Source organism: Bradyrhizobium sp. CCBAU 45321, assembly GCF_028128975.1.
In the GTDB taxonomy this organism is placed as follows: Bacteria; Pseudomonadota; Alphaproteobacteria; order Rhizobiales; family Xanthobacteraceae; genus Bradyrhizobium; species Bradyrhizobium yuanmingense.
Window position 1 is genome coordinate 177,035 of the sequence record NZ_LFKZ01000127.1, and the last position, 25,946, is coordinate 202,980.

22 protein-coding genes and 2 pseudogenes are annotated in these 25,946 nt (G+C 61.9%); 15 read left to right on the forward strand and 9 right to left on the reverse strand.

Going from position 1 to position 25,946, the window contains the following annotated elements; translation table 11 throughout:
- The first annotated feature begins 9 nt into the window (after positions 1-9).
- From ACM43_RS26135 to ACM43_RS26150, 4 genes are all read left to right on the forward strand, one after another.
- The gene (locus tag ACM43_RS26135) at positions 10-1,473 is read left to right on the forward strand and encodes an aldehyde dehydrogenase family protein (protein WP_271543959.1); all 1,464 of its coding nucleotides are present in this window, start codon (positions 10-12) and stop codon (positions 1,471-1,473) included.
- Positions 1,474-1,842 (forward strand): hypothetical protein, encoded by a 369-nt coding sequence (locus ACM43_RS38655; protein WP_333919942.1) that lies wholly within the window; start codon positions 1,474-1,476, stop codon positions 1,840-1,842.
- Between the two features lie 62 nt (positions 1,843-1,904).
- The gene (locus ACM43_RS26145) at positions 1,905-2,585 is read left to right on the forward strand and encodes an aspartate/glutamate racemase family protein (protein ID WP_271543961.1); all 681 of its coding nucleotides are present in this window, start codon (positions 1,905-1,907) and stop codon (positions 2,583-2,585) included.
- A gap of 412 nt (positions 2,586-2,997) precedes the next feature.
- The gene (locus tag ACM43_RS26150; RefSeq protein WP_271543963.1) at positions 2,998-4,320 is read left to right on the forward strand and encodes an NAD(P)/FAD-dependent oxidoreductase; all 1,323 of its coding nucleotides are present in this window, start codon (positions 2,998-3,000) and stop codon (positions 4,318-4,320) included.
- A gap of 168 nt (positions 4,321-4,488) precedes the next feature.
- Here the strand turns inward: ACM43_RS26150 and ACM43_RS26155 are convergent, their stop codons facing one another.
- Positions 4,489-4,812, reverse strand: coding sequence for an FAD-binding oxidoreductase (locus tag ACM43_RS26155; RefSeq protein WP_333919943.1), 324 nt, complete (start codon positions 4,810-4,812; stop codon positions 4,489-4,491).
- Positions 4,796-5,680 (reverse strand): annotated as a pseudogene (locus ACM43_RS26160) (FAD-binding oxidoreductase); the annotation flags it as partial. The pseudogene ACM43_RS26160 and the gene ACM43_RS26155, both read right to left, overlap by 17 nt.
- A gap of 482 nt (positions 5,681-6,162) precedes the next feature.
- Here ACM43_RS26160 and ACM43_RS26165 point away from each other — a divergent pair.
- The 11 genes from ACM43_RS26165 to ACM43_RS26215 all read left to right on the forward strand — a co-directional run bounded on the left by ACM43_RS26165 (position 6,163) and on the right by ACM43_RS26215 (position 18,562).
- Complete coding sequence (locus ACM43_RS26165; protein WP_271543967.1) at positions 6,163-7,002, forward strand: helix-turn-helix transcriptional regulator; 840 nt, start codon at positions 6,163-6,165, stop codon at positions 7,000-7,002.
- A 132-nt stretch (positions 7,003-7,134) separates the two neighbouring features.
- A complete protein-coding gene (locus ACM43_RS26170; protein ID WP_271543969.1) occupies positions 7,135-10,146 on the forward strand; it encodes a xanthine dehydrogenase family protein molybdopterin-binding subunit in 3,012 nt (1,003 codons plus the stop codon).
- Positions 10,143-10,958: an FAD binding domain-containing protein gene (locus ACM43_RS26175; protein WP_271543971.1), complete on the forward strand. Its 816-nt coding sequence runs from the start codon at positions 10,143-10,145 to the stop codon at positions 10,956-10,958. The genes ACM43_RS26170 and ACM43_RS26175 overlap by 4 nt, the downstream gene beginning before the upstream one ends.
- Positions 10,955-11,473 carry a (2Fe-2S)-binding protein gene (locus ACM43_RS26180; protein WP_271543973.1) on the forward strand — a complete coding sequence of 173 codons (519 nt, stop codon included), beginning with the start codon at positions 10,955-10,957 and terminating at the stop codon, positions 11,471-11,473. Before ACM43_RS26175 ends, ACM43_RS26180 begins: the two co-directional genes overlap by 4 nt.
- A complete protein-coding gene (locus ACM43_RS26185) occupies positions 11,466-13,010 on the forward strand; it encodes an AMP-binding protein (protein ID WP_271543976.1) in 1,545 nt (514 codons plus the stop codon). Before ACM43_RS26180 ends, ACM43_RS26185 begins: the two co-directional genes overlap by 8 nt.
- 28 nt (positions 13,011-13,038) lie before the next feature.
- Entirely contained in the window at positions 13,039-13,845 is an 807-nt protein-coding gene (locus ACM43_RS26190; protein ID WP_271543978.1) for an enoyl-CoA hydratase/isomerase family protein, read from the forward strand.
- Positions 13,846-13,861: 16 nt separating this feature from the next.
- Positions 13,862-15,109, forward strand: coding sequence for an ABC transporter substrate-binding protein (locus tag ACM43_RS26195; RefSeq protein WP_271543979.1), 1,248 nt, complete (start codon positions 13,862-13,864; stop codon positions 15,107-15,109).
- 77 nt (positions 15,110-15,186) lie between these two features.
- Positions 15,187-16,077, forward strand: coding sequence for a branched-chain amino acid ABC transporter permease (locus ACM43_RS26200; RefSeq protein ID WP_271543981.1), 891 nt, complete (start codon positions 15,187-15,189; stop codon positions 16,075-16,077).
- Entirely contained in the window at positions 16,070-17,113 is a 1,044-nt protein-coding gene (locus ACM43_RS26205) for a branched-chain amino acid ABC transporter permease (protein ID WP_271543983.1), read from the forward strand. Before ACM43_RS26200 ends, ACM43_RS26205 begins: the two co-directional genes overlap by 8 nt.
- The gene (locus tag ACM43_RS26210; protein WP_167767537.1) at positions 17,110-17,853 is read left to right on the forward strand and encodes an ABC transporter ATP-binding protein; all 744 of its coding nucleotides are present in this window, start codon (positions 17,110-17,112) and stop codon (positions 17,851-17,853) included. The genes ACM43_RS26205 and ACM43_RS26210 overlap by 4 nt, the downstream gene beginning before the upstream one ends.
- Before the next feature lies 1 nt (position 17,854).
- The gene (locus tag ACM43_RS26215) at positions 17,855-18,562 is read left to right on the forward strand and encodes an ABC transporter ATP-binding protein (RefSeq protein WP_271543986.1); all 708 of its coding nucleotides are present in this window, start codon (positions 17,855-17,857) and stop codon (positions 18,560-18,562) included.
- Positions 18,563-19,178: 616 nt separating this feature from the next.
- On the opposite strand, the pseudogene ACM43_RS26220 reads toward ACM43_RS26215, so the two are convergent.
- The 7 genes and pseudogenes from ACM43_RS26220 to ACM43_RS26250 all read right to left on the reverse strand — a co-directional run bounded on the left by ACM43_RS26220 (position 19,179) and on the right by ACM43_RS26250 (position 25,610).
- Positions 19,179-20,538: pseudogene (locus ACM43_RS26220) on the reverse strand (integrase arm-type DNA-binding domain-containing protein).
- 373 nt (positions 20,539-20,911) lie between these two features.
- Positions 20,912-21,286: a hypothetical protein gene (locus ACM43_RS26225; protein ID WP_271543988.1), complete on the reverse strand. Its 375-nt coding sequence runs from the start codon at positions 21,284-21,286 to the stop codon at positions 20,912-20,914.
- A 59-nt stretch (positions 21,287-21,345) separates the two neighbouring features.
- Complete coding sequence (locus ACM43_RS26230) at positions 21,346-21,879, reverse strand: YkgB family protein (protein ID WP_271543990.1); 534 nt, start codon at positions 21,877-21,879, stop codon at positions 21,346-21,348.
- A gap of 28 nt (positions 21,880-21,907) precedes the next feature.
- Positions 21,908-22,714, reverse strand: coding sequence for an SDR family NAD(P)-dependent oxidoreductase (locus ACM43_RS26235; protein WP_271544294.1), 807 nt, complete (start codon positions 22,712-22,714; stop codon positions 21,908-21,910).
- Between the two features lie 57 nt (positions 22,715-22,771).
- The gene (locus tag ACM43_RS26240) at positions 22,772-23,770 is read right to left on the reverse strand and encodes an alpha/beta fold hydrolase (protein ID WP_271543992.1); all 999 of its coding nucleotides are present in this window, start codon (positions 23,768-23,770) and stop codon (positions 22,772-22,774) included.
- A 71-nt stretch (positions 23,771-23,841) separates the two neighbouring features.
- A complete protein-coding gene (locus ACM43_RS26245; protein ID WP_271543994.1) occupies positions 23,842-24,255 on the reverse strand; it encodes a cupin domain-containing protein in 414 nt (137 codons plus the stop codon).
- Positions 24,256-24,308: 53 nt separating this feature from the next.
- The gene (locus tag ACM43_RS26250) at positions 24,309-25,610 is read right to left on the reverse strand and encodes an epoxide hydrolase family protein (protein ID WP_271543996.1); all 1,302 of its coding nucleotides are present in this window, start codon (positions 25,608-25,610) and stop codon (positions 24,309-24,311) included.
- Positions 25,611-25,946: the final 336 nt, after the last annotated feature.

Below are 25,946 nucleotides of genomic sequence, written 5' to 3' on the forward strand. Positions count from 1 at the left end.
TCGCCTCCAATGACCTCGCCCCTTCGACACCTGACGGAAGCTGGCCTCCTCGGAAAATTTTACATCGACGGGGAATGGCGGAAGCCAATCGGATCAGTCGCGGCAACAGCAACCGTGGTCAATCCGGCGACGGAGCAGCCGATTGCTGACGTCGCGCTCGGCGATGACGATGACGTGGACTGCGCCGTCGCAGCCGCCAGACGAGCCTTCGCCGGCTGGTCCGCGACACGGCCCGCTGAGAGAGCGGCGCTGCTCGACCGGATTCACGCTTTGCTTCTTGAGCGCCTGGAGCTGTTCGCGCAGGCGCTTACCTGCGAGATGGGAGCTGCGATTAGCTACGCGCGTCGCGCGCAGGTGCCGTTGGCCGCCGAACATATCCGCGTCGCCCGCGAAAATCTCGCGAATTATCCTTTCCTCGCCGCGCGCGGCAGCACCGCGATTATGCGCGAGCCAATCGGCGTCTGCGGCCTTATAACGCCATGGAATTGGCCTCTCTATCAAATCACAGCCAAGGTCGGTCCGGCGCTCGCAGCAGGCTGTACGGTAGTGTTAAAGCCGAGTGAGCTGTCGCCGCTGAGCGCTTTGCTATTCGCGGAGTTGATGGACAATGCGGATTGTCCGCCCGGCGTCTTTAACCTCGTCAATGGGACAGGTCCGATCGTTGGCGCCGCTCTGGCGTCGCATCCAGAGGTCGACATGATCTCGATCACCGGCTCGACGCGGGCCGGCGTTCTCGTTGCGCAAGCGGCGGCGCCCACCGTCAAGCGCGTTGCCCAGGAGCTCGGCGGCAAGTCGCCGAATATCGTCTTGCCGGACGCCGATCTCAGCCGTGCTGTTCCGCTCGGCGTCGGCGCCGCCTTCCGCAATCTCGGCCAATCCTGCAGCGCACCGACGCGTATGCTCGTGTCTCGCTCGCACATGGAAGAAGTCGAGACTTTGGCGGCAGCGGCCGCTTCAGAACTGGTGGTCGGCGATCCCCTTGCGGAAAGAACGACTCATGGTCCGATTGCGAACCGTCCACAATTCGAGCGAGTCCAGTCCATGATCGGTGTCGGCCTGGAAGAAGGCGCCAAGCTCGTCATCGGCGGGCCCGGGCGGCCCGGCGATCTTCGGATTGGCTTCTATGCGCGGCCGACCATCTTCTCGAACGTCCGTCCCGACATGAGGATCGCGCAGGAGGAGATATTCGGCCCGGTGCTGTCGATCATTCCCTACGACACCGTGGACGAGGCGATCGCGATCGCCAATGACACTGTCTACGGCCTCGGCGCGCAAGTGCAGGGCACCGATATGGAGACGGTACGGGCGGTCGCCCATCAGATTCAGTCGGGCCAAGTGCATCTCAATTATCCCGACTGGGACCCCAACGCACCTTTTGGCGGCTACAAGCGCTCCGGGAACGGCCGCGAATACGGCATCGAGGGCATGGAGGAGTATCTCGAGACGAAGGCCGTCCTCGGATTTTACCGATGAATGCTGGCAACATCTGCTTGGCACCGCACAAAACTGGTCTGCGCTGCGATCGGCCGGTTATTTGATGATGCGCCTTCACCTCCGAAGAACGTTCCAGCCGTCGTTTACAACGCACTGGAGCGCGCCTGCCGCCGCAACAACATCCTGTCCCGCGCCGAAGGCGCCGACACGATCTATAACCGCATTCCGACCTGGGGACCGTATCCGGACGTCCCCCCAAAGCTATGCTGCAATCCTTCCGGCAAATCACGGCCAGGTATTGCAGTCCAAGACCTGGAGATCGCCGTTTGCGGAGGCGAGGAAGTGGAAGAAACTTCTAAGCATCTGCTGAACTCCGCCAGAAGAGGGTTCTCACGCTGCACAGGTTGAACAACTGGTTCAAACATCCATTTCCGCCAACTCAGCTCTCAGCGACTAGATGGAAATTATATATGTCAGTTCAAAGTACGAGAGGTTCCGCCAAAACGGTGGCGTTCATCCATACGGTTTCCGGCGTCGTTTCCGAGTTCGAGGGCCTCGCCAAAAAACATTTGCCCGATTGGAAGCCGTTCGCGATCCTCGACGAGAGCCTCTTGAGAAACACCATTGAGTGCGGGTCGCTCTCCGATCTGACGAAACGGAGGCTCGCGACCTACGTATGGTCGGCAGCCGACGCCGGGGCAGATGCGGTTGTCGTCACATGCTCGACTCTCGGACCGGCAGTCGATGCCATTGTGGCGCTCTGCCCTGTGCCGCTGTTCCGTATTGATGAAGGTATGGCCAAAGCCGCTGTAGAGCTTGGAAACCGCATAGGCGTCCTAGCGACCTTATCCACAACGCTGGTGCCGACAGTGGATTTGCTGAAGCGCCAGGCATGCGAGGCGGGCAAGGCGATAGCGATCGACCATGTGCTTGTTGAGGGAGCGTTTCAACTCCTCGCCGATGGGGACGTCGAAGCCCATGACGCGCAGATCCGTCAAGCTCTCGAAGGGCTGTCGCAGAAGGTTGATGTGGTCGTTTTTGCGCAGGCCTCGATGGCTCGTGCAGTGCGGGGCACGGCCCACAGTCTTCCAGTTCTGACAAGCCCCGTGCTTGGGGTTGAAAACGTGAAACGGCGTTTAGAGCAGCGATAGGGACCAGGTGGGAGAGGCTGCAAATGGTTCGCCATCCTCGAAAACCTTCGATTGCAGCACCTGTAACAAGACTGATTAGGACATGCCAAAGGCCCCTTCGTCGCGCTCATCAAAGGCGACGACATTGGCGTCGACGTTCCGATGCCGCTATTTCGCGTCGCCGACCATCGCGACGCAAACGGGAGTTTCTAAACGCCGTCGAGTGCGATCCAGCGGGCGAGCAGTCGCGCCGCCCCTGCGCCGAACTGGGATTCGATAGCGCTTGAGCAGCTCGTATCAATCAAGCGCTCAAAAACCCGAGCATCTTGCGAAGTTCTAGATGATTTCAGCACATTCTGTTGCGCGCACGATGCGATGAAGGGTTGATCGGAACTTTGCTTCCGCATTCCTGGCAGCCGAGGTTCGGTGGAACATGTCACCCCACGTCGAGCGCATTCACAGCGATGAGCGTCTTCCCGCCGAGGCGGACGTCGTCATCGTCGGCGGCGGCATTCTCGGCTCTACGGCCGCCTATTACCTGGCAAAGCGCGGCCTCTCCGTGGCGCTGCTCGAGAAGGGCCACGTCGCCTGTGAACAATCGAGCCGTAACTGGGGTTGGTGCCGCCAGCAGAACCGCGACCGGCGCGAACTGCCGCTCTCCGTGCTGTCCATGCGGCTGTGGGACGAGCTCACGCGCGATATTAATCGGGACCTCGGATTTCGTCGCTGCGGTCTCGTCTATGCGACCCACGACGAGGCTGTGCTCGCCGGCTGGGAAAAGTGGCGCGAGATCGCCAGGGAGTACGACGTCGACACGCGCGTGCTGAGCCGGGCGGAGGTGGCCGAGCGCGTCCCGGAAGCGCGCGACAAATGGGTGGGCGGGACCTATTCGGAGCGGGACGGCAAGGCCGAACCTGCGCTCGCTGCGCCGGCTATCGCCGAAGCGGCCAGAACTCTGGGCGCCACAATCCACCAAGGATGCGCCGCGCGGGCGCTCGACTTGGCCAACGGCAAGATTGCTGGCGTGCACACGGAGAAGGGCTACATCAGAACCAGCGCGGTGCTGTGCGCCGCCGGCGCCTGGTCCTCGCGCTTCCTTCGGCCGCTCGGCATCAGTTTCCCCCAAGCGAGCATCCGGCAGACCGCGCTGCGTTCTACCCCGACAATCAACATAGGCGAGGCGGTCTCCACACCCTACTGCACCATCACGCGTCGACTGGACGGCAGCTATACGCTTGCGATCAGCGGCAAGGCGAACCTCGAGATTACGCCTCAGGCCATCAGGTATAGCCGGGAGTTCATGCCGCAATTCATGCGTCGCCTGAAGAACGTCAGGCTCGGCGTCGGCCACTCGTTCGTGTCGGGGCCGGATTCAATGTCGGCCCTGCTGACCAACGATGATCGGATCTTCGAACGGAATCGCGTGCTGGATCCTCCGCCCTTGAAATGGCTGGTGAGCCAAGTGGTGGAGAGTGTCCGGAAAACCTTCCCTCAACTCGGCGAAATCAAGATCGATAGCGCCTGGGGCGGCTTCGTCGATTGCACGCCGGACGCGGTGCCTGTGGTGTCGCAGGTGGATGGGGTGAAAGGCCTCGTCCTCGCGGCGGGCTGCTCGGGTCATGGTTTCGGTCTGGGCCCGGGGCTCGGCTATCTGGCCGCAGACCTTGTCGTCAACGACACGCCTTGCGTCGATCCTACACCGTTCCGGCTGTCGCGTCTGGTCGACGGCTCGAAGCTCGACATCTCCGCCATCTGAAGATCGAGCCGGAAGTCGGCAGTTCCGAAGGAGCGTTTCCTCCCCAACTTGAGCCACTCCTTGGGGGTGGCTTTTTCTTTAGAAAGCGATTTGGATGATCCAGGGGCTTAGCCGAGGGCGCAGCGTTTGGGCCTGGACGAAAGTATCGCCAGCTCGCCGGACGGTGGTTCAAGAGCCGGGCGTCTCGTCCAGCGGACGAACGACCGCGCCGGAGTTCATGATATCAGCCGGATCAAAGGCGGTCTTGATCCGGCGCATTGCCGCGATGCGCCCAGGATCGCCGTACCGCTCCAGAAGGTGCTTCTTGAACCGCTCGACGCCGTGCTCCGCGCTGAACGTGCCGCCGAGCGCCGCAGCCGAGTCGTAGAGTTGCAGCGACAGGCTGCTTTCGATCCGTCTGGTGAACTCCAGCCGGGGCAGGAACGAGCACGTTGTAGTGCAGATTGCCGTCGCCGACATGGTCGTAGACGGACAGCTCAAGGTCGGCGTCATACGATCGCACCTGCGCGCCGGCCGGATCCAGGAAGCGCCGAATGGAGGAAAGCGGTACCGAGATGTCGTGCTTGACCGATCCGCTCCGGCGCTTCTCGCCCTCAGGAATGGTCTCGCGGAGCCGCCACATCGCGGTCCGCTGCGATCCGCTCTGCGCCAGCAATGCGTCGTCGAGCCATCCGGCCTCGATCGCCTCGGCCAGCACGGCTTCCATCAATTCGTCGAGATCGAGATGGCGTGAGGAAGAAGCGAACTCGACGAGGACGGCGCCTGCTGGACCTGCTGGAAGGGCAGGCGGATCGGTCATTGCTTGCCTCGCGAGCGCGATCGATCGGGCCGCCATGAATTCAAACGTGATCAGCAGGTCTGCGGATTCGCGACGGACCAGGGCAAGAAGCTCGGCGAGCGGCACGCCGCTCGCGAGCGTCAGCCAGGCAGTCGCGCGGCGGGTCGGCAAGGGCGCGAGACGCAACACTGCGCCGGTGACGATGCCGAGCGTCCCCTCGCTTCCGACGAAACGCTGTTTGACGTCGTAGCCGGTGTTGTTCTTCCGCAGCTTGCGCATGTCGGAGACCACCGTGCCGTCCGCCAGCACCGCCTCGATTCCGAGCAGCAGATCGCGCGTCATCCCGTACCTGACCACCGACAGCCCGCCGGCGTTGGTGCCGATGTTGCCGCCTATCCGGCAACTCCCTTCCGCGCCGAGACTGAGCGGCAGCAGAAGTCCGGCGGCCGCCGCGGCGTCCTGTATGAATGGAACGCGATCTTCCACCGAACCTAGCAATGTCAGCTGCGATGCGGAAGATTCCCCCGAAAGCGCTGGCGCATCTCGTCTATAGCTTGAACGAGATTGACGCTCCAACCGCATTGTCCTGGGGGCTCGTTGGAGTCGTCGTTCCCGATGCGTCGTTGGGGAGTGAGAGCGATCGGCTGCTTGCCACCATGCGGGCTCGTTCTCGAAGTGCGCTCGTCGCAGTTAAAGAATATCAACGCGCGGCTCCGGAACTTGGGCCACGCGCTGCGCGCGATTCCGCCGCAAACTTGCTCGCGACGGTGCTGTCTTCGGCGATCGCTAGAAGTTTGCGAGGATCCTGACATTTCACCGCCGATTAGCCCGCTCCTCCCATCACCTACTCGCTCGATACGGGCGGCGTGCTTATCATGTTTGCAAGCATTACTACGGTGCCCAGTACGGGGACAGTGTCAGCGCCATCACTGCGAGACTGTTGCGGAAGCCAGTCGTGCTGCAAGGCAGCAATTGAGATGGATGACATTGCCGGTCGGTCGCGTGTATGTTAACGCCCCACAGACCAATCAATTCGTATCGAAAAGCCTGAAGGGAGGTACTTGATGTCGACGGCCCTGCGCATCGCTCATGGTGCATTCGGCAGGGTCGCTCTGCTCGACATGGACCGGTCCCTGGTCCGTCACGCCCATCATCACTGCCATGTCCTGCTCAAGGTCGAGGGCGCCGACACGCATTTCCTGGTGGGCGAGCGGGTCTATCCGCTCATGGACTCGACGGCCGTGCTCGTCGACGGCTGGAAGCCGCACGCTTATGTGCATGACGTCAACCGGCCGCGAACCCTGATCTTAGCGCTCTACATCGAGCCCGAATGGCTAAAGGAGTTCCGGCCGGGTTGGGCCGCCAGCGGTGCGCCCGGTTTCTTCGAGCAACCGTCGGGCGAGGTTTCTCCGCGCATCCGCCAGCTCGCGTTGCACCTTGCTGCCGATATGATGGCGCATCCGGACGCGCTGCATGCCCATGAGCAGATGCTGTCGAATCTCATGATCGCGGTGATCGAGCGCTTCACGCCTTGGCGCAGCTTTCCAAACTCGATCCGCGGCATGAGCGCCGTGAGTTGCGACTGGCGGATCCGGCGCGCGATGGATGCCATGCGGAGCAGGGATTCTTACGCCAACGTTGATCAGTTCGTGAGGGGCGCAGGCCTCTCGCGCGCGCAGTTCTTCCGCCTGTTCGAGACCTCGCTCGGAGTCTCGCCAAAAATCTATCTCAATGTAGTGCGCATGGAACGGGCGCTGGATGCGGTGATGCGCGAGGACACCCCGCTCGGGGAACTCAGCGAGCGCTTCGGTTTTCCGGAGCCGGCGCACTTCACGCGCTTCTTCCGCGATCATTCCGGCGTCAGCCCGCGCGAATTCCGCAACGTCTCGCGCCTTGCGGGCTGATATTGCGGCGCACCTGCCTTTCAAATGAGACGATTTGGTAAGTCGTGAGAGCGGGCGGTATGGCGCCCGCACCCCTCCTCCTGACAACTGTCGGCGTCGCGTCGAAGAACGCGTCGGGAGGTATGCCGGGACATGGCGCAGGCCGCGGTCCGAACCGCAACATCGATCGATCAGGGCAAGGGTGACGAGCGGCCGTGGGTCGGGCGTTCGATCGAACGCGTCGAGGATGCCGCGCTGCTGAGCGGTCGCGGCCGCTTCATCGACGATCTCGGCGTTCAACCGGGCACGCTGCACGCCGCGATCCTGCGTTCGCCACATGCGCATGCCGATATCCTCGCAATCGATACCGAAGCAGCAATGCGATTGCCTGGCGTTGCGGTCGTTCTGACCGGCAGGCAGGTCAAGGCCGTGACGTCGAGCCTCGTCGTGGGCGTGAAAGCGCCCGTCGAGTGCTGGCCGATCGCGATCGACCGCGTACGCTATGTCGGCGAGCCGGTGGCGGTGGTGGTGGCGACCGACCGCGCCCGCGCCGAGGACGCCCTCGAGCTGATCTCCGTGGAGTACCGCCCGCGGGCCGTCATCGTCGATCCGCTCGGCGCACTTGCGCCGGAGGCTCCCCTCCTGCACGACGGCTTTCCGAGAAATCTCGCAAGCGATCGCACGTTCCGCTACGGAAATCCCGAGCAAGCTTTCGCGGACGTTCCTCACCGTTTCTCGATCGACGTCAAATATCCGCGCAACTCCTGCACGCCGATCGAGACTTACGGCGTCATCGCCTCGCACGATGCCGCCGAAGATGCCTTCGATATCCTGGCCAATTTCCAGGGGCCGTTCAGCATCCACACCGTGATCGCGCGCGCCCTGAAAGTTCCGGGCAACCGGCTCCGACTTCGCACGCCGCCGGATTCCGGCGGCAGTTTCGGCGTCAAGCAGGGCGTTTTTTCGTACATCGTGCTGATCGCAGCAGCGGCTCGCGTCGCGGGCCGACCGGTCAAGTGGATCGAGGATCGGCTCGAGCACCTCACCGCATCGGTATCCGCGACCAACCGGGCCGTGACCCTGTCGGCGGCCGTTGCCGTCGATGGCAGAATTCTCGCGCTCGATTGGGATCAGGTCGAGGATTGCGGCGCGCATCTGCGCGCGCCCGAGCCGGCGACCCTCTATCGCATGCACGGCAATATGACGGGGGCTTACGACATCCGCCACGTCAGGATCCACAACCGCGTGGTCGTCACCAACAAGACGCCAACCGGGCTCAACCGCGGGTTTGGTGGGCCGCAGGTCTACTTTGCGCTGGAGCGCTTGGTGCAGCGAATCGCGATCGGCCTCGATCTTGATCCGCTCGAGGTCATCAGGCGCAATCTGGTTCCGGCCAACGCCTTCCCTTATCGCACGGCAACCGGTGCGCTGCTGGATTCCGGCAACTATCAGGAGGCGATTGCGAGCGCTGTCGATCAGGGACAACTCGCGGAGCTCAGGGCGCGGCGCGATGAAGCGCGCGCGCACGGGCGTCTCTATGGGATCGGATTCACTGCGGTTGTCGAGCCCAGCGTGTCCAACATGGGCTATATCACGACCGTGCTGACGGCGGCCGAGCGCCGCAAGGCGGGGCCGAAGAACGGCGCGCAGGCCACCGCGACCGTCGGCCTCGATCCCGTCGGCAGCGTCACCGTTCACGTCGCCTCCGTGCCGCAGGGGCAGGGCCATCGCACCGTGCTGTCGCAAGTCGTCGCCGACGTCTTCGGCCTCGAGCCAAAGGACGTCCGGGTCAACGCCGAGATCGACACCACCAAGGACGCTTGGTCGATCGCGTCCGGCAACTATGCCAGCCGTTTCGCCGCGGCGGTGGCCGGCACCGCCAAACTGGCGGCCGAGCGCGTGGCGGGCCGTCTCGCCCGCATCGCCGCCAGTCAGCTCAATGTCGAACCGGCGGACATCGTGTTCGCCAAAGGCTTCATCGCGTCCCGGCATAATCCGGAAAACCGGATCGCATTTTCACGAGTCGCTGCACTCGGCCATTGGTCGCCGGGCTCGCTTCCGGACGACGTCGGTCAAACCATTCGCGAGACCATGTTCTGGACGCCGCCGGAACTGACGTCGCCCGACGACGAGGATCGCATCAACTCGTCGCTGTGCCACGGCTTCATCTTCGATTTCTGCGGCGTCGAGATCGATCGCACCACTCTTGAAACCCGCATCGACCGCTACGTCACCATGCATGATTGCGGCACGATCTTGCATCCCGGCATGGTGGACGGGCAGATCCGCGGCGGCTTCGCGCAGGCCCTGGGCGCGGCGCTCTATGAGGAATATGCCTACGCCGATGATGGCAGCTTCCTGACGGGAACGCTGGCCGACTATCTGCTGCCGACCACCACCGAGGTGCCGGAGCCGCAGATCATCCACATGGAGACGCCGTCGCCCCTTACTCCGCTCGGTGCAAAGGGCGTCGGCGAAGGCAATTGCATGTCGACGCCGGTCTGCGTCGCCAACGCGGTCGCAGACGCGCTTGGGCTCGCCGATGTCACGCTGCCGCTGGTGCCGGCAAGGCTTGCCGAGCTGGTGCGCGGCGCCGAGCCGCCGCCGCCGTCGGGGCGGTCGACGGCGAGGCCTGCGCGGCAGGGAGACCGGCGGCTTCGCGGAGAGGGCCTGGCCTTCGTGAAGGGCGCGCCGGAGCAGGTCTGGGCCATGCTGCTCGATCCGGCGACTCTGCAATCGGTCATTCCAGGCTGTCAGCGCGTCGACAAGATTTCCGAGACGCATTTCCGCGCCGACGTGACGCTTGGCATCGGACCTGTCAGCGGGCGTTATCGCGCCGACGTCGAGCTGTTCGATCCCGACCCACCGCACGCGGTGACATTGCGCGGAGCGGCCCACGGTGCGCTCGGCTTCGGCAGCGCGCAAGGACGCATTACGCTCGCGCCCGACGGCAAGGGCGGCACGCACCTGACCTACAGCTATGACGCCGCCATCGGCGGCAAGGTGGCGAGCATCGGCGGCCGCCTGCTGGATGGTGCTACGCGGGCAATTATCGGGCAGTTCTTCGCGGCATTGGCCCGCAAGGCCGGCGGCGGGGCGGCCGGCCGCTTCTCCCGGTTCTCATGGCTGACGAAACTCGCAGGCCTGTTCGGAGGGCGCCGATGAAGCCCGCCGCGTTCGACTATGTCCGCGCCGAAACCGCTGACGAAGTCCTTTCCGGACTAGCGCAGGAAGGCGGCAATGCGCGTGTTCTGGCCGGCGGCCAGTCGCTGATGGCGATGCTCAATATGCGTCTCGCCAAGCCAAAGCGGGTGATCGATATCATGCGCCTCAACGAACTCCGTCATATCGAGCGGAAGGCGGGCGCCGTCGTCGTCGGCGCCGGCGTGCGCCAGGCCGAACTGTTGGCCTGGCCCGATCTCGCCGAGGTCCTGCCACTCGTGGCACTCGCGCTGCCATGGGTCGGGCACGAGCAGACCCGCAGTCGCGGCACGATCTGCGGTTCGCTCGCCCACGCCGATCCCAGCGCCGAGATGCCGCTCGCGTTGATCGCGCTCGGCGGCGAGGTGCATCTGCGCAGCGCCAAGCGGCGGCGGCATGTGGCGGCAAAGGACTTTTTCGCCGGCATGATGCTGACCGCGCGCGCGGATGACGAACTGATCGAAGGTATATCTCTGCCGATTATCCGCCAAGCGCGCTTTGCGTTTCGAGAGGTCGCGCGGCGGCACGGCGATTTCGCCATCGTTGCCTGCGCGGCGATGACGACGCCTGCAGGCATCCGCTTCGCCGTGGGGGGCGTTGCGGACGTCCCGACCGCGCGTGACTGGCCGCGACTCGAGGGCAGCGCGCTCGACGACGCCCTCAACGGATTTGCCTACGAACTCGATGCCCGCGACGACATCCACGCAACCGCGCGCTATCGCCGTGACCTGGTGCGGATGATCGGCCGCGAGCTGATCGGCGAGGTGCTGCAATGACCCGGCTAGTCGCTAATGCCCGCCATCCCGTCTCCATCACGCTAAACGGCAAGCCCGTCGAAGGGGAAGCCGAGCCGCGCATGCTGCTCTCCGACTTCCTGCGCCATGAGCTCGGTGCGACAGGCACTCATGTCGGCTGCGAGCACGGTGTCTGCGGCGCCTGCACCATCGTCGTCGACGAAATGCTCACGCGTGCCTGCCTCGCCCTCGCGGTGCAGGTCGATGGCTGCGATATCGGGACGGTCGAAGGGCTCGCGCCCTCGCCTGACCGGCTCGGCGTGCTGCAAAGCGCCTTCCGGCGCAACCATGCGCTCCAGTGCGGCTTCTGCACTGCCGGAATCCTGATGTCGCTGGACCACTATCTGAGTCGGCACAAGGCGCCGACCGAGGACGGTATTCGCGATCTCGTGAGCGGCCATCTGTGCCGTTGCACCGGCTACACCCCGATCATTCAGGCGGCCTTGGAAGCGGCCGCGGAGCTTGCCACCGTCACGGAAGAGACCCCAGATGCTTGATCTCGGCAGCAGCTTCGTTGCCAGCGCGTCGCGCGATCCCAACGCCATTGCGCTCGTGGATGGCGATCTCCGTCTCACTTATCGGCAATGGTACGAGAAGATCTCGGTGCTGGTGGCATCGTTCGACCAAGTCGGGCTGAAGCCGGGAGATCACGTCATCACCCTGCTGCAGAACCGCTGGGAGGCGGCCACGCTGCATTGGGCCTGCCAGTTCGCGGGAATCGTCATCACGCCGATCAACTGGCGGGCCAAAGCCGACGAGCTGGATTTTTGCATCGAGAACTCGGAGGCGTCCGCCCTTTTCTACCAGGACGTCTCCGCGGAGGCCGTCAGGCAATCGTCGCGCGCCGGCCAATTGCGGCGTTTCCCGGTCGATCCTGGGACAGGCGAGGCGTTCAGCTTTGCCGAGATGATCGAGGGCAGCGCGCCCGACGCCGAGCCGCGCGTGGGCGCCGACGCCTGGTCGATCATGCTCTATACCTCGGGAACGACCTCGCGGCCGAAGGGCGTGCCGCGGCGGCATCGCGCGGAACGGGCCGCGGCGATCGCCCATGTCGCGCAAAACCTTTATGGCCGCGGCGAGCGCACCCTTGGCGTGATGCCGCTCTATCACACGATGGGGGTTCGCTCGCTGCTTGCGATGTCGCTGATCGGCGGTACCTTCATCTGCCTGCCGCGCTATGACAGCCGCCAGGCGTTGGCGTTGATCGAAAAGGAGATGGTCAGCAACCTCTATCTGGTGCCGACTCTTTATCACGAACTCGTCCACCACGAGGCGTTTGGCGCCACCGACGTGTCGAGCGTACGCAAGCTTGGCTTCGCCGGCGCCTCAATGACCGACGGATTGCTGAAAAAGCTAAACGAGACGTTCAGGCCGGAACTGTTCGTCAATCATTACGGCAGTTCGGAGATCTATACCTTTACGATCGACCAGAATGCGCCGGCAAAACCCGGTTCTGCCGGCAAGGCGGGCATCAATCAACATATCAAGGTGGTGCGGATCGACGCGCGCTCGGTCGCGGAGCTTGCCGCAGTCGGCGAGGAGGGCGAGATCATCGCATTGCTCGCTACCGATGAGGCGTTCGAAGGTTATTGGCGGCGATCCGAGGCAGACACCAAGGCGCTCCGCGAGGGCTGGTACTTCACCGGCGACACCGGCTTCGTCGATCCGGACGGCGATCTCCACGTCACCGGCCGTGTCGACGACATGATCATCACCGGCGGCGAGAACGTCTCGCCGGTCGAGATCGAAAGCTGTCTGTCGCTACATCCCGCCGTGTCCGAGGTCGCAGTGGCCGGCATTGCCGACGAGAAATGGGGCAAGATCGTCGCCGCCTTCGTCAAGCGTAACAAGCCCGTATCCGAGGCCGAGCTGGAGCAGTTCTGCCGCACCTCCGGGCTCGCCAATTTCAAGCGGCCGCGCCGCTATGTCTTCGTCGACGGCATTCCGAAATCGCCGGTCGGCAAACTGCTGCGGCGGCTGCTCGTCGCCGGGGAATACGAGACCGAGCGCCTGCCGCCGCCAGGCACCGCCTGACCTCAATCACCAACAGAAGGAGCCACAAATGTCGTCACCCTACACATTTTCCGATTCCCGCCTTGCCAAGCTGAACGGCTTCAAGGTCGAAATCGATGAGGCACATGAGCGCGCCGACATCATCCTTGTCCGCCCGCCGTATAACATCGTGGCGATGCCGCAGCGCGATCAGCTCCGGCTGAGCTTCGAGACGCTCGATGAGGATACGCGCGTGCGCATCATCGTGCTGCGGTCGGAGGGAGAGCATTTCTCCAGCGGCGGCAATATCGGTGGTTTCATGGAGGCAAGTCCCGAACATGTCTCCAAACTCGCCTGGAATATCGCTGCTCCGGCGCGTTGCGCCAAGCCAGTGATCGTCGCCAACCGCGGCTACTGCTTCGGTGTCGGCTTCGAACTCTCGCTCGCCTGCGATTTCCGGATTGCGTCGGAGACCACGCAGTATGCGCTACCGGAGCAGAAGCTCGGGCAAATTCCGGGATCGGGCGGTTCGGCGCGGCTGCAGAAGATGGTCGGCATCACCCGCACCAAGGACATCGTGATGCGATCCAAGCGCATCTCGGCGAAGCAGGCGCTGGAGTGGGGCATCGCAACTGAATGCGTGCCGGATGCGGAACTGGAGAAGGCGACCGACAGTTTGGTGGACGAGCTTCGCACGTTCTCGCCACTGGCGCAGCGGACTGCGAAGAAGCTCCTGAACGACACCGAGGATTCGACGCTGGCCATTGCGATCGAGCTCGAGGGGCACTGCTACAGCCGCCTACGCCAGTCGGACGACTTCAAGGAAGGCGTTGAAGCCTTCAACGCGAAACGTCCCCCGAAATTCATCGGCAGTTGAACCGTTTCGGCGCGTGGTGGCTAGCCACCGCGCGTCGTTTCCGGCGGAAATTTTCATAAACAAGACCATAGAGGGAGCGAATATGAATCCGTTTAGCATTTTAGCCGCTGCGAGCGCGCTGCTCGCCGCCACCGCGCTTTCGAATGCCGCACTGGCGCAGGCTGGACCGCTCAAGATCGGCGTGGTCACCCCTTTGTCCGGCACGTATACGCCTATTGGGCAGCAGGTCCGCTGGGGACTGGAGCTGGCTGCCAAGGATATCAACGCGGCAGGCGGAATTGCAGGACGGCAGATCACCCTGATCTTCGAGGACGAGGAAGCCAATCCGGCCGTTGCCGTTCAGAAGGCCGAGAAGCTGTTCCAGGTCGAGAAGGTGGACTTTCTCACCGGCACGGTGAATTCGGGGTCGACGCTCGCCGTCGCGCAGCTCGCAGAGCGTAACAACAGGCTTGCCGCTACGACTGTCTCCTTCGCCGACTCGATTACCGGCGACAAATGTTCGCCGAACATGTTTCGCGTGAACGCCCGCGCTGAGCAGCAGTCGGTCGCGCTCGCCGCCTGGCTTGAGAAGGAGAAGCCGAAGTCGAAGGTATTCTATCTCGGGCCCGATTATGAAATGGGTCGCTCCACCGTCGCCGCCTTCAAGGCCAACGCCGAAAAGAGCGGCGCCCAGTCGATGGGCGAGGTGTTCGCGCCACTCGATTCCAAGGATTACACGCAGTATTTCGGCCAGATCCGGGCTGCCCGCCCGCAGGTCGTCTATACCTCGGTTGCGGGGAACGACACGGTGCGACTGCTGACCCAGTTGCAGGATTTCGGCATGCTGTCGAACCTGACAGTCGTTGGCGCCTCAGGCACCGTGACCTCTCAGAACATCGGCGCGATCGGGGCCGCGGCGGAGGGCTTCGCCACCGGTGTGGGTTATTCAACTCAGATTGATACGCCCGAGAACAAGAAATTCGTCGAGGCGTTCCGCGCCGCCAACAAGGCCGACCCTGACCTCTACGGCGCCGACAGTTACGGCGTCCTCTTTGCCTACAAAGCGTCGGTCGAGAAGGCGGGCTCAACCGAAACCGACAAGGTACGCGATGCGTTGAGGGGACTGACCTGGAAGACGCCGCAGGGCGACAAGACGATCAGGGCCGGCGACCATCAGGCAATGCAGCCGATGTATGTGGTGCGCGTAAGCAAGGGCAAATTCGACATCGTCACGAGTGTGGCTGCGGATAAGGCGATCGGACCCGACGCCTGCACACGATTCTGAACCAAGGGAAACGTCCGCGTTCTCTCCCGTGAGTCCGGGCGAGCGCGGGCGGAGCATGATCTCTGGAGACGACGTCCATGTCACCGATAGACTATCTGCAATTTGTGTTGGCACCGCAGATCCTGAACGGGCTGACGCTCGGCGTTGCTGTTGTTCTTGTTGCGCTGGGGCTCACCATCATTTTCGGTATGCTGGACGTCATCAACATGAGCCACGGCGAATTCTATGCAGTGGGAGCCTATGCAGCGGTGGCGCTTGGAGCCGCGGGCGTCGGTTTCTGGTTTCTGCTGGTCTTGGTGCCGATCTTGATGATTCCCCTCGGTATGGTGGCAGAGCGGCTGTTGATCCGTCCGGTCTTCGACTCGAAGGACCGCCACGTCACCACGCTGCTCGTTACCTTTGGCCTGGGCCTCGTTGTCGAGGATGGGCTGAAAGTGATCTTTGGTGCGAACACGCAGCGCCCGCCGACACCCATTCCGGGCGCAACGGAATGGTTCGGAATTCTCGTGCCAAGCTACCGTCTCTTCCTTCTCGCGGTGGGAGCAGCGATCATCGGCGGCGTCGCCTATGTTGTGTACCGCACGCGCCTCGGCGCCATGGTCCGTGCAGCTGCCTTCGATCGCCATATGGCGGCCTCGCTGGGGGTGCCGGTCTCGGTCGTGTATGCGGGAACCTTCGCGTTCGGCGTAGCGCTCGCGGGGCTCGCCGGCGTGCTGCTCGCGCCAATCTATTCGGTCTTTCCCACCATGGGGCGGGACTTCATCCTGCTTGCCTTCAGCGTCGTCATCGTCGGCGGCATGGGCTCGATCTGGGGGTGTGTGTTTGCCGGGCTGCTGCTGACGCAGGTGCAGGCGCTCGCGAGCCTCGTTATTTCGCCGATATGGACGGATCCCATCGTGTTCGGGACGATGGTCGCCTTCCTCATGGTCCGCCCTCAAGGCCTGTTCGGGAGGCTCGGACATGCTTGATCGGCTCGCTGTCTCCATGCGTGCGAGCCATGTACTCGCGTTTCTGCTTCTCGCGGCGGCGTTGGGCCTCGCGGGCATTGGCGCTGCATTGGACGACAGTTTTTACCTCCGCCTCGGTACCGAAGCGCTGATCTTCGCTGGACTCGCTCTGTCAGTCGACCTTCTTCTCGGCTATTCGGGCGCGCTGTCGCTGGGGCAGGCGCTTTATTTTGGCATCGGCGCCTATGTTTCGGCCCTGACATTGATGACTGTTCCCTCGTTCTGGCTGGCCATGGCTGCCGCAGGTCTTGCGACGCTCGTTACCGCCACGATCGGCGGCCTGATCGCGAACCGGGTTCGCGGTGTCTATTTCGCCCTCATCACCTTTGGCATGGCGCAAGTCGTGGCCAAGATCGTCTACAACACGCGCGAACTGGGCGCTTCTGACGGCATGATCGGCATTCCCGTTGTCCAGATCCAATTCGGCCCTGTCGCGATCTCGGCTGGCAATCCGGTCGGGTTCTTTCTGATCGTGCTGGCCATCATCATGGGACTGTATGGACTGAGTGCCTATTTGCTGGAGACGCCCTTCGGCCGGGTGCTGATGGCCCTGAAAGCCAACGAGAGGCGAGTGCCCTTCCTTGGATATTCGGTGTGGCGGGCGCGTATGGCGGTCTATATCTTCGCAGGACTCGTGGCCGGGCTGTCTGGCGCGCTCTATCCGGTGCTGCGGGGTTTTGTCTCGCCCGAGCTGATGTTCTTCGCCACTTCCGGGAACGCGGTGATCTCGGTGATCCTCGGGGGTGTCGGTACGCTCATCGGCGCGATCTACGGTGCGGTGCTGCTCGTCATCCTGAAATCGATCATCGGCAGCTGGACGGAGCATCATCTCATCGTCATCGGCCTGCTGTTCATGCTCTGCGTGATGTTCCTGCCGAAGGGGCTCGTCGGCTTCACAAGGCCCTGGATTGAACGCCGAATCGCCCGCGCGCCATCTCAGGAGGTCGCCGCGTCCGCGGTTTCCCCCGCGATCGTCAAATCCGGGAGCGTGTCATGATCCCGCATGTCCTCGACGTTCGTGGTCTCGGCATCTCATTCGGCGGCCTCAAGGCGGTCGACGATGTGAGCTTTTCCGTCGAGCGCCATCGCATTACCACGATCATCGGTCCCAACGGGGCCGGCAAATCCACCTTGTTCAACCTGATCAGTGGCGCCCTGACGCCCAGAAGCGGAAAGGTCATGATCGACGGCGTCGAGATGACACGGGATTCTGCCGAGCAGAAGAAGGCCGCAGGTCTTTCCCGCTCGTTCCAGATCACCAACCTCTTCTTCGAGTTGACCGTCGCGGAAAACCTGCGGCTCGCGGCGCAGCTGCTCGAACCGCCATCGCGCGCCTTGTTGCCGATCCGCCGTTCGCGCCGCGCCATGGAGAAGACCGAGCAAATGCTCGAGCGCTTCGCGCTGGCGCATCGCCGCGACGAACTCGCCGGCAATCTCTCGCACGGGGATCAGCGCCGGCTGGAAATAGCAGTCTGTCTCGCATCCGAACCCAAGATCTTGCTGCTCGACGAGCCGACACAGGGCATGAGCCATGCCGATACGCGGGACACGGCGGTCCTTGTGCGCAGCCTGACCGAGGACGTGACCGTTCTGCTCATCGAGCACGATATCGGTCTTGTGATGAGCCTGTCGGACCATGTTGTCGTCATGCACCAGGGTCGCAAGCTGGCCGAAGGTCCTCCAAACGTAGTGCGATCTGATCCGGCCGTTCAGGCCGCCTATTTCGGGCATCGCTGACATGCTAGACATTCGCGGATTGCACTCCCACTACGGTCTCAGTCACATCATCCAGGGCATCGATCTCGACGCTAGGGCCGGTGAAGTCATCGGCATCTTTGGGCGCAACGGCGTCGGAAAGACGACATTGCTCAAAACTATCGCCGGTTGGGTGACAGCGAGTGCCGGCACGGTCACGCTCGCTGAGCGCGGACTTTGCGGCCTTTCACCCGATCGCGTCTGTCATGCTGGCGTCGGCTTTGTGCCGGAGGATCGCCGCATCTTTCCAGGGTTGACTGTTGAGGAAAATCTGTCGCTGGGTTTGCTGCAGGTGAGGGGGCGTTCGAGACAGCAGGAGCACCGTGCGATTGATGCGATTTACGGTCGCTTTCCGCGACTGGGCGAGCGACGGCATCAGCTCGGCACGACACTATCCGGCGGCGAACAACAGATGCTGGCAATGGCGCGGGTCATGGTCGGTGAGCCACGTCTCGTGTTGATCGACGAACCAAGCGAAGGCCTGGCGCCAATGATTGTTGCAGAAGTCTTCGCAATCGTGCGGGAACTGCGCGATCGGGGGGCAATCGTGTTGCTGGTCGAGCAAAACGTACATGAGGCCCTGTCGGTCGCCGACCGCTTCCATGTGGTCGAACGCGGAAAGATCGTATTCAGCGGCGAGGCAGGCGTCGAGACCGATTGCACCCGGCTGATGCAGCTAATCGCGGTATGAGGACGATACCAAACTGATCACCACCAACTCCCGTCGCAAAAGAGGAGCATAGTGGATGAAGTCGCCCCCGGATGAATTGAGTTAAGTGGAAGGACGTCTGTTTCGGGCGCTTTCGAACGTTCATGATGGTCAGACGGCGTTTGACGACACTCCTCGCGCGTAGGCTCAAACAAGCTTCACCACCTGGAGATATCGATAATCCTGCCCCGCTCGTGCGGTGAAAGACCGGGAAGGAAGAACTTCCGCTTGCCAGTAAATTGAACATGATTATTTATGATCATGATCACTAGTGATCATGGTCACATTTTGATTTTGGGTCCAAATCTGAGCAGGTCGGTGCCGTTCGAATGCCATCCCTCGCTGGGAGAGGCGCTTCCTTATTTGGAAACGCCTGCCAAGCAATTGATATCATTGCAGGCGAATTCGGCCATTTTTTCCAAATGTTCATTGGAATCATTGAATATTCAAACTGATCTTGATTCCGCGATTCTGGCGTTCGCTCAGGGCAGACGTTGCTGCAGAACTCCCAGACCTACCGCTCCACTTCGGCTGTTCGTTTGGAAACTAGGCATTTGGAAAGGCGCCGCGTTGCCGGTGGCCAGGACCTAGCGTGCGTTCAGGCTACATGCCAAATTCTGTCTAGATCCTCACCCAGATCGGCTCGCTTCATCTGGTGCCCGCCGGTTACACATCGGCTTGCGCAGGGTCCGAGCCAATCTCGCAAGGCGGCGTCCTTCGTAAGCATTTTGCCGATAGCGGAGAACACAGCAGTGCCGATTGCTTGTTGCTGGCTGCGCAGATGATCCTCAAGCAGCTTGTGTCGGGTAACGTAGCCGGCATTCACGCCTGGGATTGATTGGTTCATTAGCAGCTTTGCATCGAATTCTGAAACTCCAGCAGCTGTGGCAATGGTCCGGAATGTTTGGCGAAGATCGTTACCCCACTTCGAAAGGGTATCGCGATCCTCTTTTGTTTCGGCAAGATGGCCCGACTCACTGTCGCCGGGAAAGATCCATTTCCGCGACTGCAGCGGATACATCTGCCTACCGAAGCGTATCGCCCGAATGAGACACAGCATCATTTCTCGAAAGAGTGGGACGTCGAACGCTCGCTTCCTGCCGCCCTTTGGCTTTTCGATGTGTAGAGTTCGGCGGCGAGAGTCGACGTGACTCGACTTCACCTGCTGTAGTCCGAGATCCACAAAGCAGCGTGAGCAGATGGAATTCGCGACGGACCGGATTTTCGAGGGCAGCCAACTCCCGGAACCATTCGGTCAAGTCGCTCGCGCCCATGCCGGTATCTCGGCGCTTTTCTTCATTCCAATCGACGGCGTCTGCTGGGTTGTCGCGTGGCAGAAATCTGTTGGTCTTGCGAGCATGATTGTAGATTGCGCGCAGCGTTCGCATGCAGCCATTTGCGATATACGGACCGTTCTCTTTCGTAATGTCGTCGTGCTTTCTGGCAACGCGAGCAGGATCCATCGCGAGTTCGCTTAGCGAAGTATCGAGCCATTCCGCAAAGAGGCCTTCTACCTGATCGCGATAACCGCCTATGGTCTTTTCACTGCGACCCTTTCGGATCAAGTGGGCTTCCCGATATCGCTGCCATGCTTGTCTGAGGGTGACAGTCGTAACCTCGATTTTCGCCTCGTTCCCAGCCTGGCCGGCGCCAGTCTCTCCATCTTGCTTCGCCGTCTTCGGATGCTGTCCTCTGCTGATCTGAGCCAGATATTCCTTCGCAATCGCGCGGGCTGCTCGGGTGGTCAACTCGCGCGTGTCGCCGATAGATACTCTGATCGAAGACGCCCGCTTTCCTCCCTGCCGGAGATCGCCTTGGACAGTGAAGGTTCTTTTCCTCTTCCCAACGACGACGAAGAGTCCCTTCAATTCGGTATCGCGGGCTAGATACCAGCCGTTCTTCGGGGTGGGTAACTGAGCGATGCTCTTATCGCTCAAGGGCATGCGGATGTCGTTCATTGAGGGGAGCCAGTCGACTAAAAACGGTTTTCAAACGGAATTGCCGAACCGGGGTGTTTGGAGGTGTGGGTTCGATGTACTGCGAAGGTATGCGACAAAACCCCGCCACCCTTAAGATGTTGGCCCGCAGGGGCTTTTTTCATTCTCTTCAAAAGAAGAAACCGAGTGTTGTGCGACGCTTTTGGTGGTCGCACGTCGCACAACGTGCGACGTCTCAGATAGTCGGGGAATTATCACATCGAGCTCAGACGGTCCTTGTTTGCGGATGCTGGGAGAGATGGAGCGTACGCCTCGCCTAGGAAGGCGGAAATCGTCGGGTTGATTGCGTGCTACAACGCCTCCACCGGATTAACGAGACTCTACCGGTGTCCGTTCAGCCCTTCATCCCTTCCTTTCGAACCTGCGATTCAAGCCAGTCGATACCGGAGTCGGCACGAGCCGCATTGCGGGCGCGGTAGTGCTTCACGATGGTCTGCGCGCTTCGGTATGAATTCGGCCGTGTGCTGAGTTGTGGCGCCTCTTTGATGTCGACAAGTTCACCAGTCTTGCTTTGCCGGAAGGCGTGCCGGCCCTCGACGTCGCTCTCGTTGCGCATAACTAAACGGTCAGTCTGGCGCTTCCCGGTAAACAACGCCAGATGAAAGGAAAGTGCGGCGTAACCGTTTCGCCGATACCACGGGCGGCGGCAGGTGTCGCCATGGCGATGGCAATGGCAGCATAGGCTGCACTTAGGATGTCGCATTTTCATGGTCGTGTTCTCCTTCGGTTGCATGGAGGTGCTGATGCTGTTTTCCGAAAGTGGCCTGCTCACCTGCCAACCACAGTCTTGATTGAGTCGACGAATACCCAGAACGAGGCGGCGAACAGGCCGACATCCTTCAAAAGAAACTGACCCGGCGCGACGGTGATCGCGGGCGGTCCGAGCTCCGGCACGACGACCCCCGGCGTCGAGAGCATGAAGCTAAGTGTCGCAACGAAGAGTCCGGCGGAGAGCAGACCACCGGCAGCGGAGAAGATCGGACTCGCCAATCTGAGGGCGATCAGCAGCCCGATGCTGAGTTCGAGGAGCCCAAGGAAGGTGGAGAAGCCGCGGACCGAGAACAAATCATAGAACCAACTCAGTAACGGGCTGTTCTCAACCAGCGGCACCAGCCCCTGGGCCTCGTAATCGGTGAACTTCATCCCGCCGAACCAGGCGTAGATGATCGCGAGCGATGCATAGAGGCCGAACCGGCTGAGTGGTTCGGCGTAGATAAGCACATGGCGCGCGTGATCGCGCCAACCGGCAATGGCGAGCGGGGCAAGGCGCGGCGTTGAGATCGGGATATTGAAGAGTGACATGGTTGGTCTCCAATTTGTTGAGCACGTGTTACGCCGCAGCCGCGATTCGGTATCGCGCCGGAACTGAGCTGAGGGAGAGGTTTGGTATGAGCTTCTGCCGCGCCGCTTCGTAGTTGGCCCAGTCCGCTGCATCTGGAAGCGAGGGAATGCTGACGACTTCACCCTGATCGAAGCCGGCGAGCGCCGCGTCGACGAGGTCATCCGACGTCATGACGATGTTGGACGGCAGATTGTCGACGGCGCCGCCGGCTGCATCCCAGAAGTTGGTCGCTGTCGCGTCGGGCAGGACGGTCTGGATACGCACGTTCTTGTCAGTCAGTTCCTTCTGAAGCGACTGGCCCAGGGCGAGGACGAACGCTTTCGTTCCGCCATAGACGCCGTTCAGGACTTCCGGTGCGATGGCGACCACTGAGGCAATGTTGATGATCGCGCCGCCTCCACGCGCAACGAGCGCGGGAGCCGCGGCATAGGTAAGCCGCATCAGTGCGGTCACGTTGAGATCGACCATCTCCTCCATGGCATCGACGTCGGACTGCAACAGCGGCTCGAGGCCGCCGACACCTGCGTTGTTAACCAGCATGGTGATGGCGGGGTCCGTGGCGACGATCGCCTCGATCCGCTTCAGGTCCGCCTTGTTTTTCAGGTCCGCGGCAACAGTCTTGACCATACGGCCCGTGGCGCCGGCGATGCGCGTCGCCAGCTGGTCCAGCCGAGCCTCGTTGCGTGCGACGAGAATCAGATCGTAGCCCCGGCGAGCCAGCCGGTCGGCATAAACTGCACCGATCCCGGCGGAGGCGCCTGTAATGACCGCGACACCTTTGAGAGAGACGGACATTGCACTTCTCCTTGTTGGCGCCACTGGCGCGTTGGGGTTTGATACTTCTGGGTTAATCTACCGAAATGCGGCGCGAACTTCGTCGATGGTCTGCTTGGGATTCTGGAGGTGAGGGTAGTGCCCGATACCGGGAAGGAGCGTCAGCCCGGCGCCAATTCTGTCGGCGAGCTCGATCCCCATCTCCTTCTTGATGTAGAGGTCGTTCTCGCCCCACACGACCTTCACCGGGATCGCGAGTTGCTCCAGACGCGATTCGAAGTGATTCTGGTCCCGCGTAAAGTGCGCGTAGTAGTACGAGAAGGCATCCGCTGTCGTTATTGCGCCGTGGCCCCAGGCACGTGACATGTCGTCCTTGAATTCGCGCGGCACATCGAATTGCGCTTCCTTGGGCAGGCCTCTTCTGAACGCGTTTTCGAGGATGTCGTCGCGGTTCTTGTTCAGCTGGTCCCGAGCCTTATCCATTGAAGGGCCAGTCTTCAGGCTCTGCAGGCTCGCATACATGTAGTGGGACCTGTCGAAGGGGGCGAAATCGCCGACGATGATCGACGTCGCGATGCCGGGCTTCTCCTGAGCCAGGAGAAGAGCCGGCAGAGCTCCGACGTCAGTCGCGTAGATCGTAAGCTTGGATGTGTTGATGCCCGCCTTGCGTATGTAGTCGTTCAAGACGCGCGCGTAGTCCTTGGGGGCGTACGAAAACCTGTCGACCTTCGGCCTCGAGGAAAACCCGAAGCCGGGCCAGTCGAAAGCGTGGACTTCGTAGTCGTCGGCGAGGGTAAGAGAGATACTTTTCCAGGCGTACAGCGTTTCCGGAAATCCATGCAGGAAGAGGACGGTCCCCTTCGGGTTCGCGTTGTGGACCACCATTCTCCGGAGCGTGATGTCCTCGTCGATCTCGATGAAGCCGACGTCGACCTTCTGTTCCTGTTCGGAAAGAGTTTGGGCGCGTGCCGGCGCACCCAAAGAGCCGGATATGGGAGCGCCGAGTGCCGTAGCCGCCGCGACCGCCATCGCTACGCCGCGGTGACATCGGTCGATTCTCTCCGAGATATTGATCATGTGGGTCTCCCAAATGCGAAGGTCGCGTGTGTCGCAGTCGTCATGCCGCTTGCCTGGCCTTCCTGAGCTGTTCACTCGCTCAGCATCAGAAGCGGCTTGCCCTTCTCGACGATGTACGTGGCAAGCTCGGCGGCCTTGACGGAGCCGATGTTCTTCACCGCATGCGGCGTTCCGTGCGGAATGAAGAGCACCTCGCCGGCCTTGACGGTCAGCGGCGGCCTGCCGTCGAGCTGATACTCCAAGGCGCCTTCGGTGACGTAGACGAGTTCTTCGCCGGGATGCGAGTGCCGGACCGCGCTCACGCCCGGGCCGAACTCAACGAGCACCTGGATGACCTCGCGTCCAGCAGCACCGAGATCGTTGCGGAGCAGGTTGGTGCGCTTGATGTCGCCCAGATTGACTTCGTGGGCCTGAGCCACAGGCAAGGTCAAGCCGGCGGCGACGAACAGTGCCGCAACTGCGGCGATGGTGCGGAGTGTCTTCATGGATATTGTCCTTCAGGGTTGATGGGTTGCAGGGCGTTGAGATCTGGCTCAGGTCAGAGATTGCGGAGAGGCCGAAACGCCGCGGCGACTTCCCGGGAGAAAAGTTCGGGTTGTTCCCACGCAGCGAAGTGTCCACCCTTCTCGACCTCGTTGAAGTAGATGAGGTTGCGGTAGGCGCGCCGCGCCCAGCTCTCCGGAGCGCGATAGACCTCGTCGGGGAAGACGGAGATCGCGACGGGAATCGAGATTTCGGCTGTCCTCTGCGCGGAGGAGAGAATGACGCTCTGACCCGCCGTCTCCCAGTAGATGCGCGCGGATGAAACAGCCGTGTTCGTCAGCCAGTAAAGCGTGACGTCATCCAGCATCTCGTCGCGCGTGAGCAGGCGAAGCGGTTCGGCGTTGTTGTAGTCGAACATCCAGGCCGCCAGCCCGGCGGGAGAGTCGGTCAGCGCGTAGCCGATGGTCTGCGGCCGCGTTCCCATCATTGCGGCATAGGCCCGATATCTCTTGTAGAAGATTGAGAGTGCGTCGAACGCGGCTCGTTCCTTCGACGAGAGATCCTGCGGAGCAGCAGCGCCGGTGGCAAGCAGCGCCGCGATCTCGGACGGCACGGCCGCCGGCAGATTGATGTGGATGCCGAGCAACCCTGCAGGAGCCTGTCGCGCCATTGCGCTTGAGATCGGCGCGCCCCAGTCGCCGCCCTGGGCGACATAGCGGTCGTAGCCGAGGCGATTCATAAGTTCGGCCCAGGCTCGTGCGATGCGCTCCGGCCCCCATCCGAGACTTCTCGGCTTGCCGGAAAAGCCGAAGCCGGGGATCGACGGTAGGATAAGATGGAATGCGTCCTCTGCACGTCCACCATGGCTCGTTGGGTTGGTCAGAGGACCAACAGTCTTGAGCAGCTCGAACACTGAGCCCGGCCAGCCGTGCGTCATGATCAACGGCAGCGCGTTCGCATGACGTGAGCGGATATGGATGAAGTGAATGTCGACGCCGTCGATTGTCGTTGTGAACTGCGGCAGGGCGCTGAGCCTGGCTTCGGCTTTGCGCCAGTCGTATTCAGTGGCCCAGGAGCGCATAAGTTCGCTGAACGCGGCGAGCTGAAGGCCCTGCGATCCGTCATCAACCGTCTCCCGGTCGGGCAGGCGTGTCGCAGCGACGCGCCGCCGAAGATCGCTCAGTGCCTCATCAGGGAAGTTGACACGAAACGGGCGAATTACATTGTTCGGTTCAGCCAGAGCGTGGTGAAGAGGAAACAGGCCAGCGGTGCCGGCAATCGCAATACCCATCGCAGCGCCGCCGAGCAGGGCGCGCCGATCCTGGTCGATAACTTCGTAAACGTGCGGCCTGTCCATCTTGCTCTCCCTTGCCTGACCGGGTGTTGACCATCTGGTTCGCGCACCGCCCGTGGCTTGAATGTCGCCGGAGAGCCGGAAAATAGCTTGTTAGGTGTTGTTAGACGCTGTTACCAATTGTTTACGTTGAAGAAATTCGCTACGCGGCAACCACATGCCTGCCGACGTCAAGATCCATGACTGAGGTCCTGCAGCGATTGGTGGTGGTGAGTGTGACAATTTGGCCGGATCAGCGGTACTGGAAGTGCCGCTCCCTCCGTTGCACTCACTTGCACCTCACAACGTGCAGCTTCTTCTTGAGCTGCAAAACCTCCGATAACGATGTTGTCCGCACAC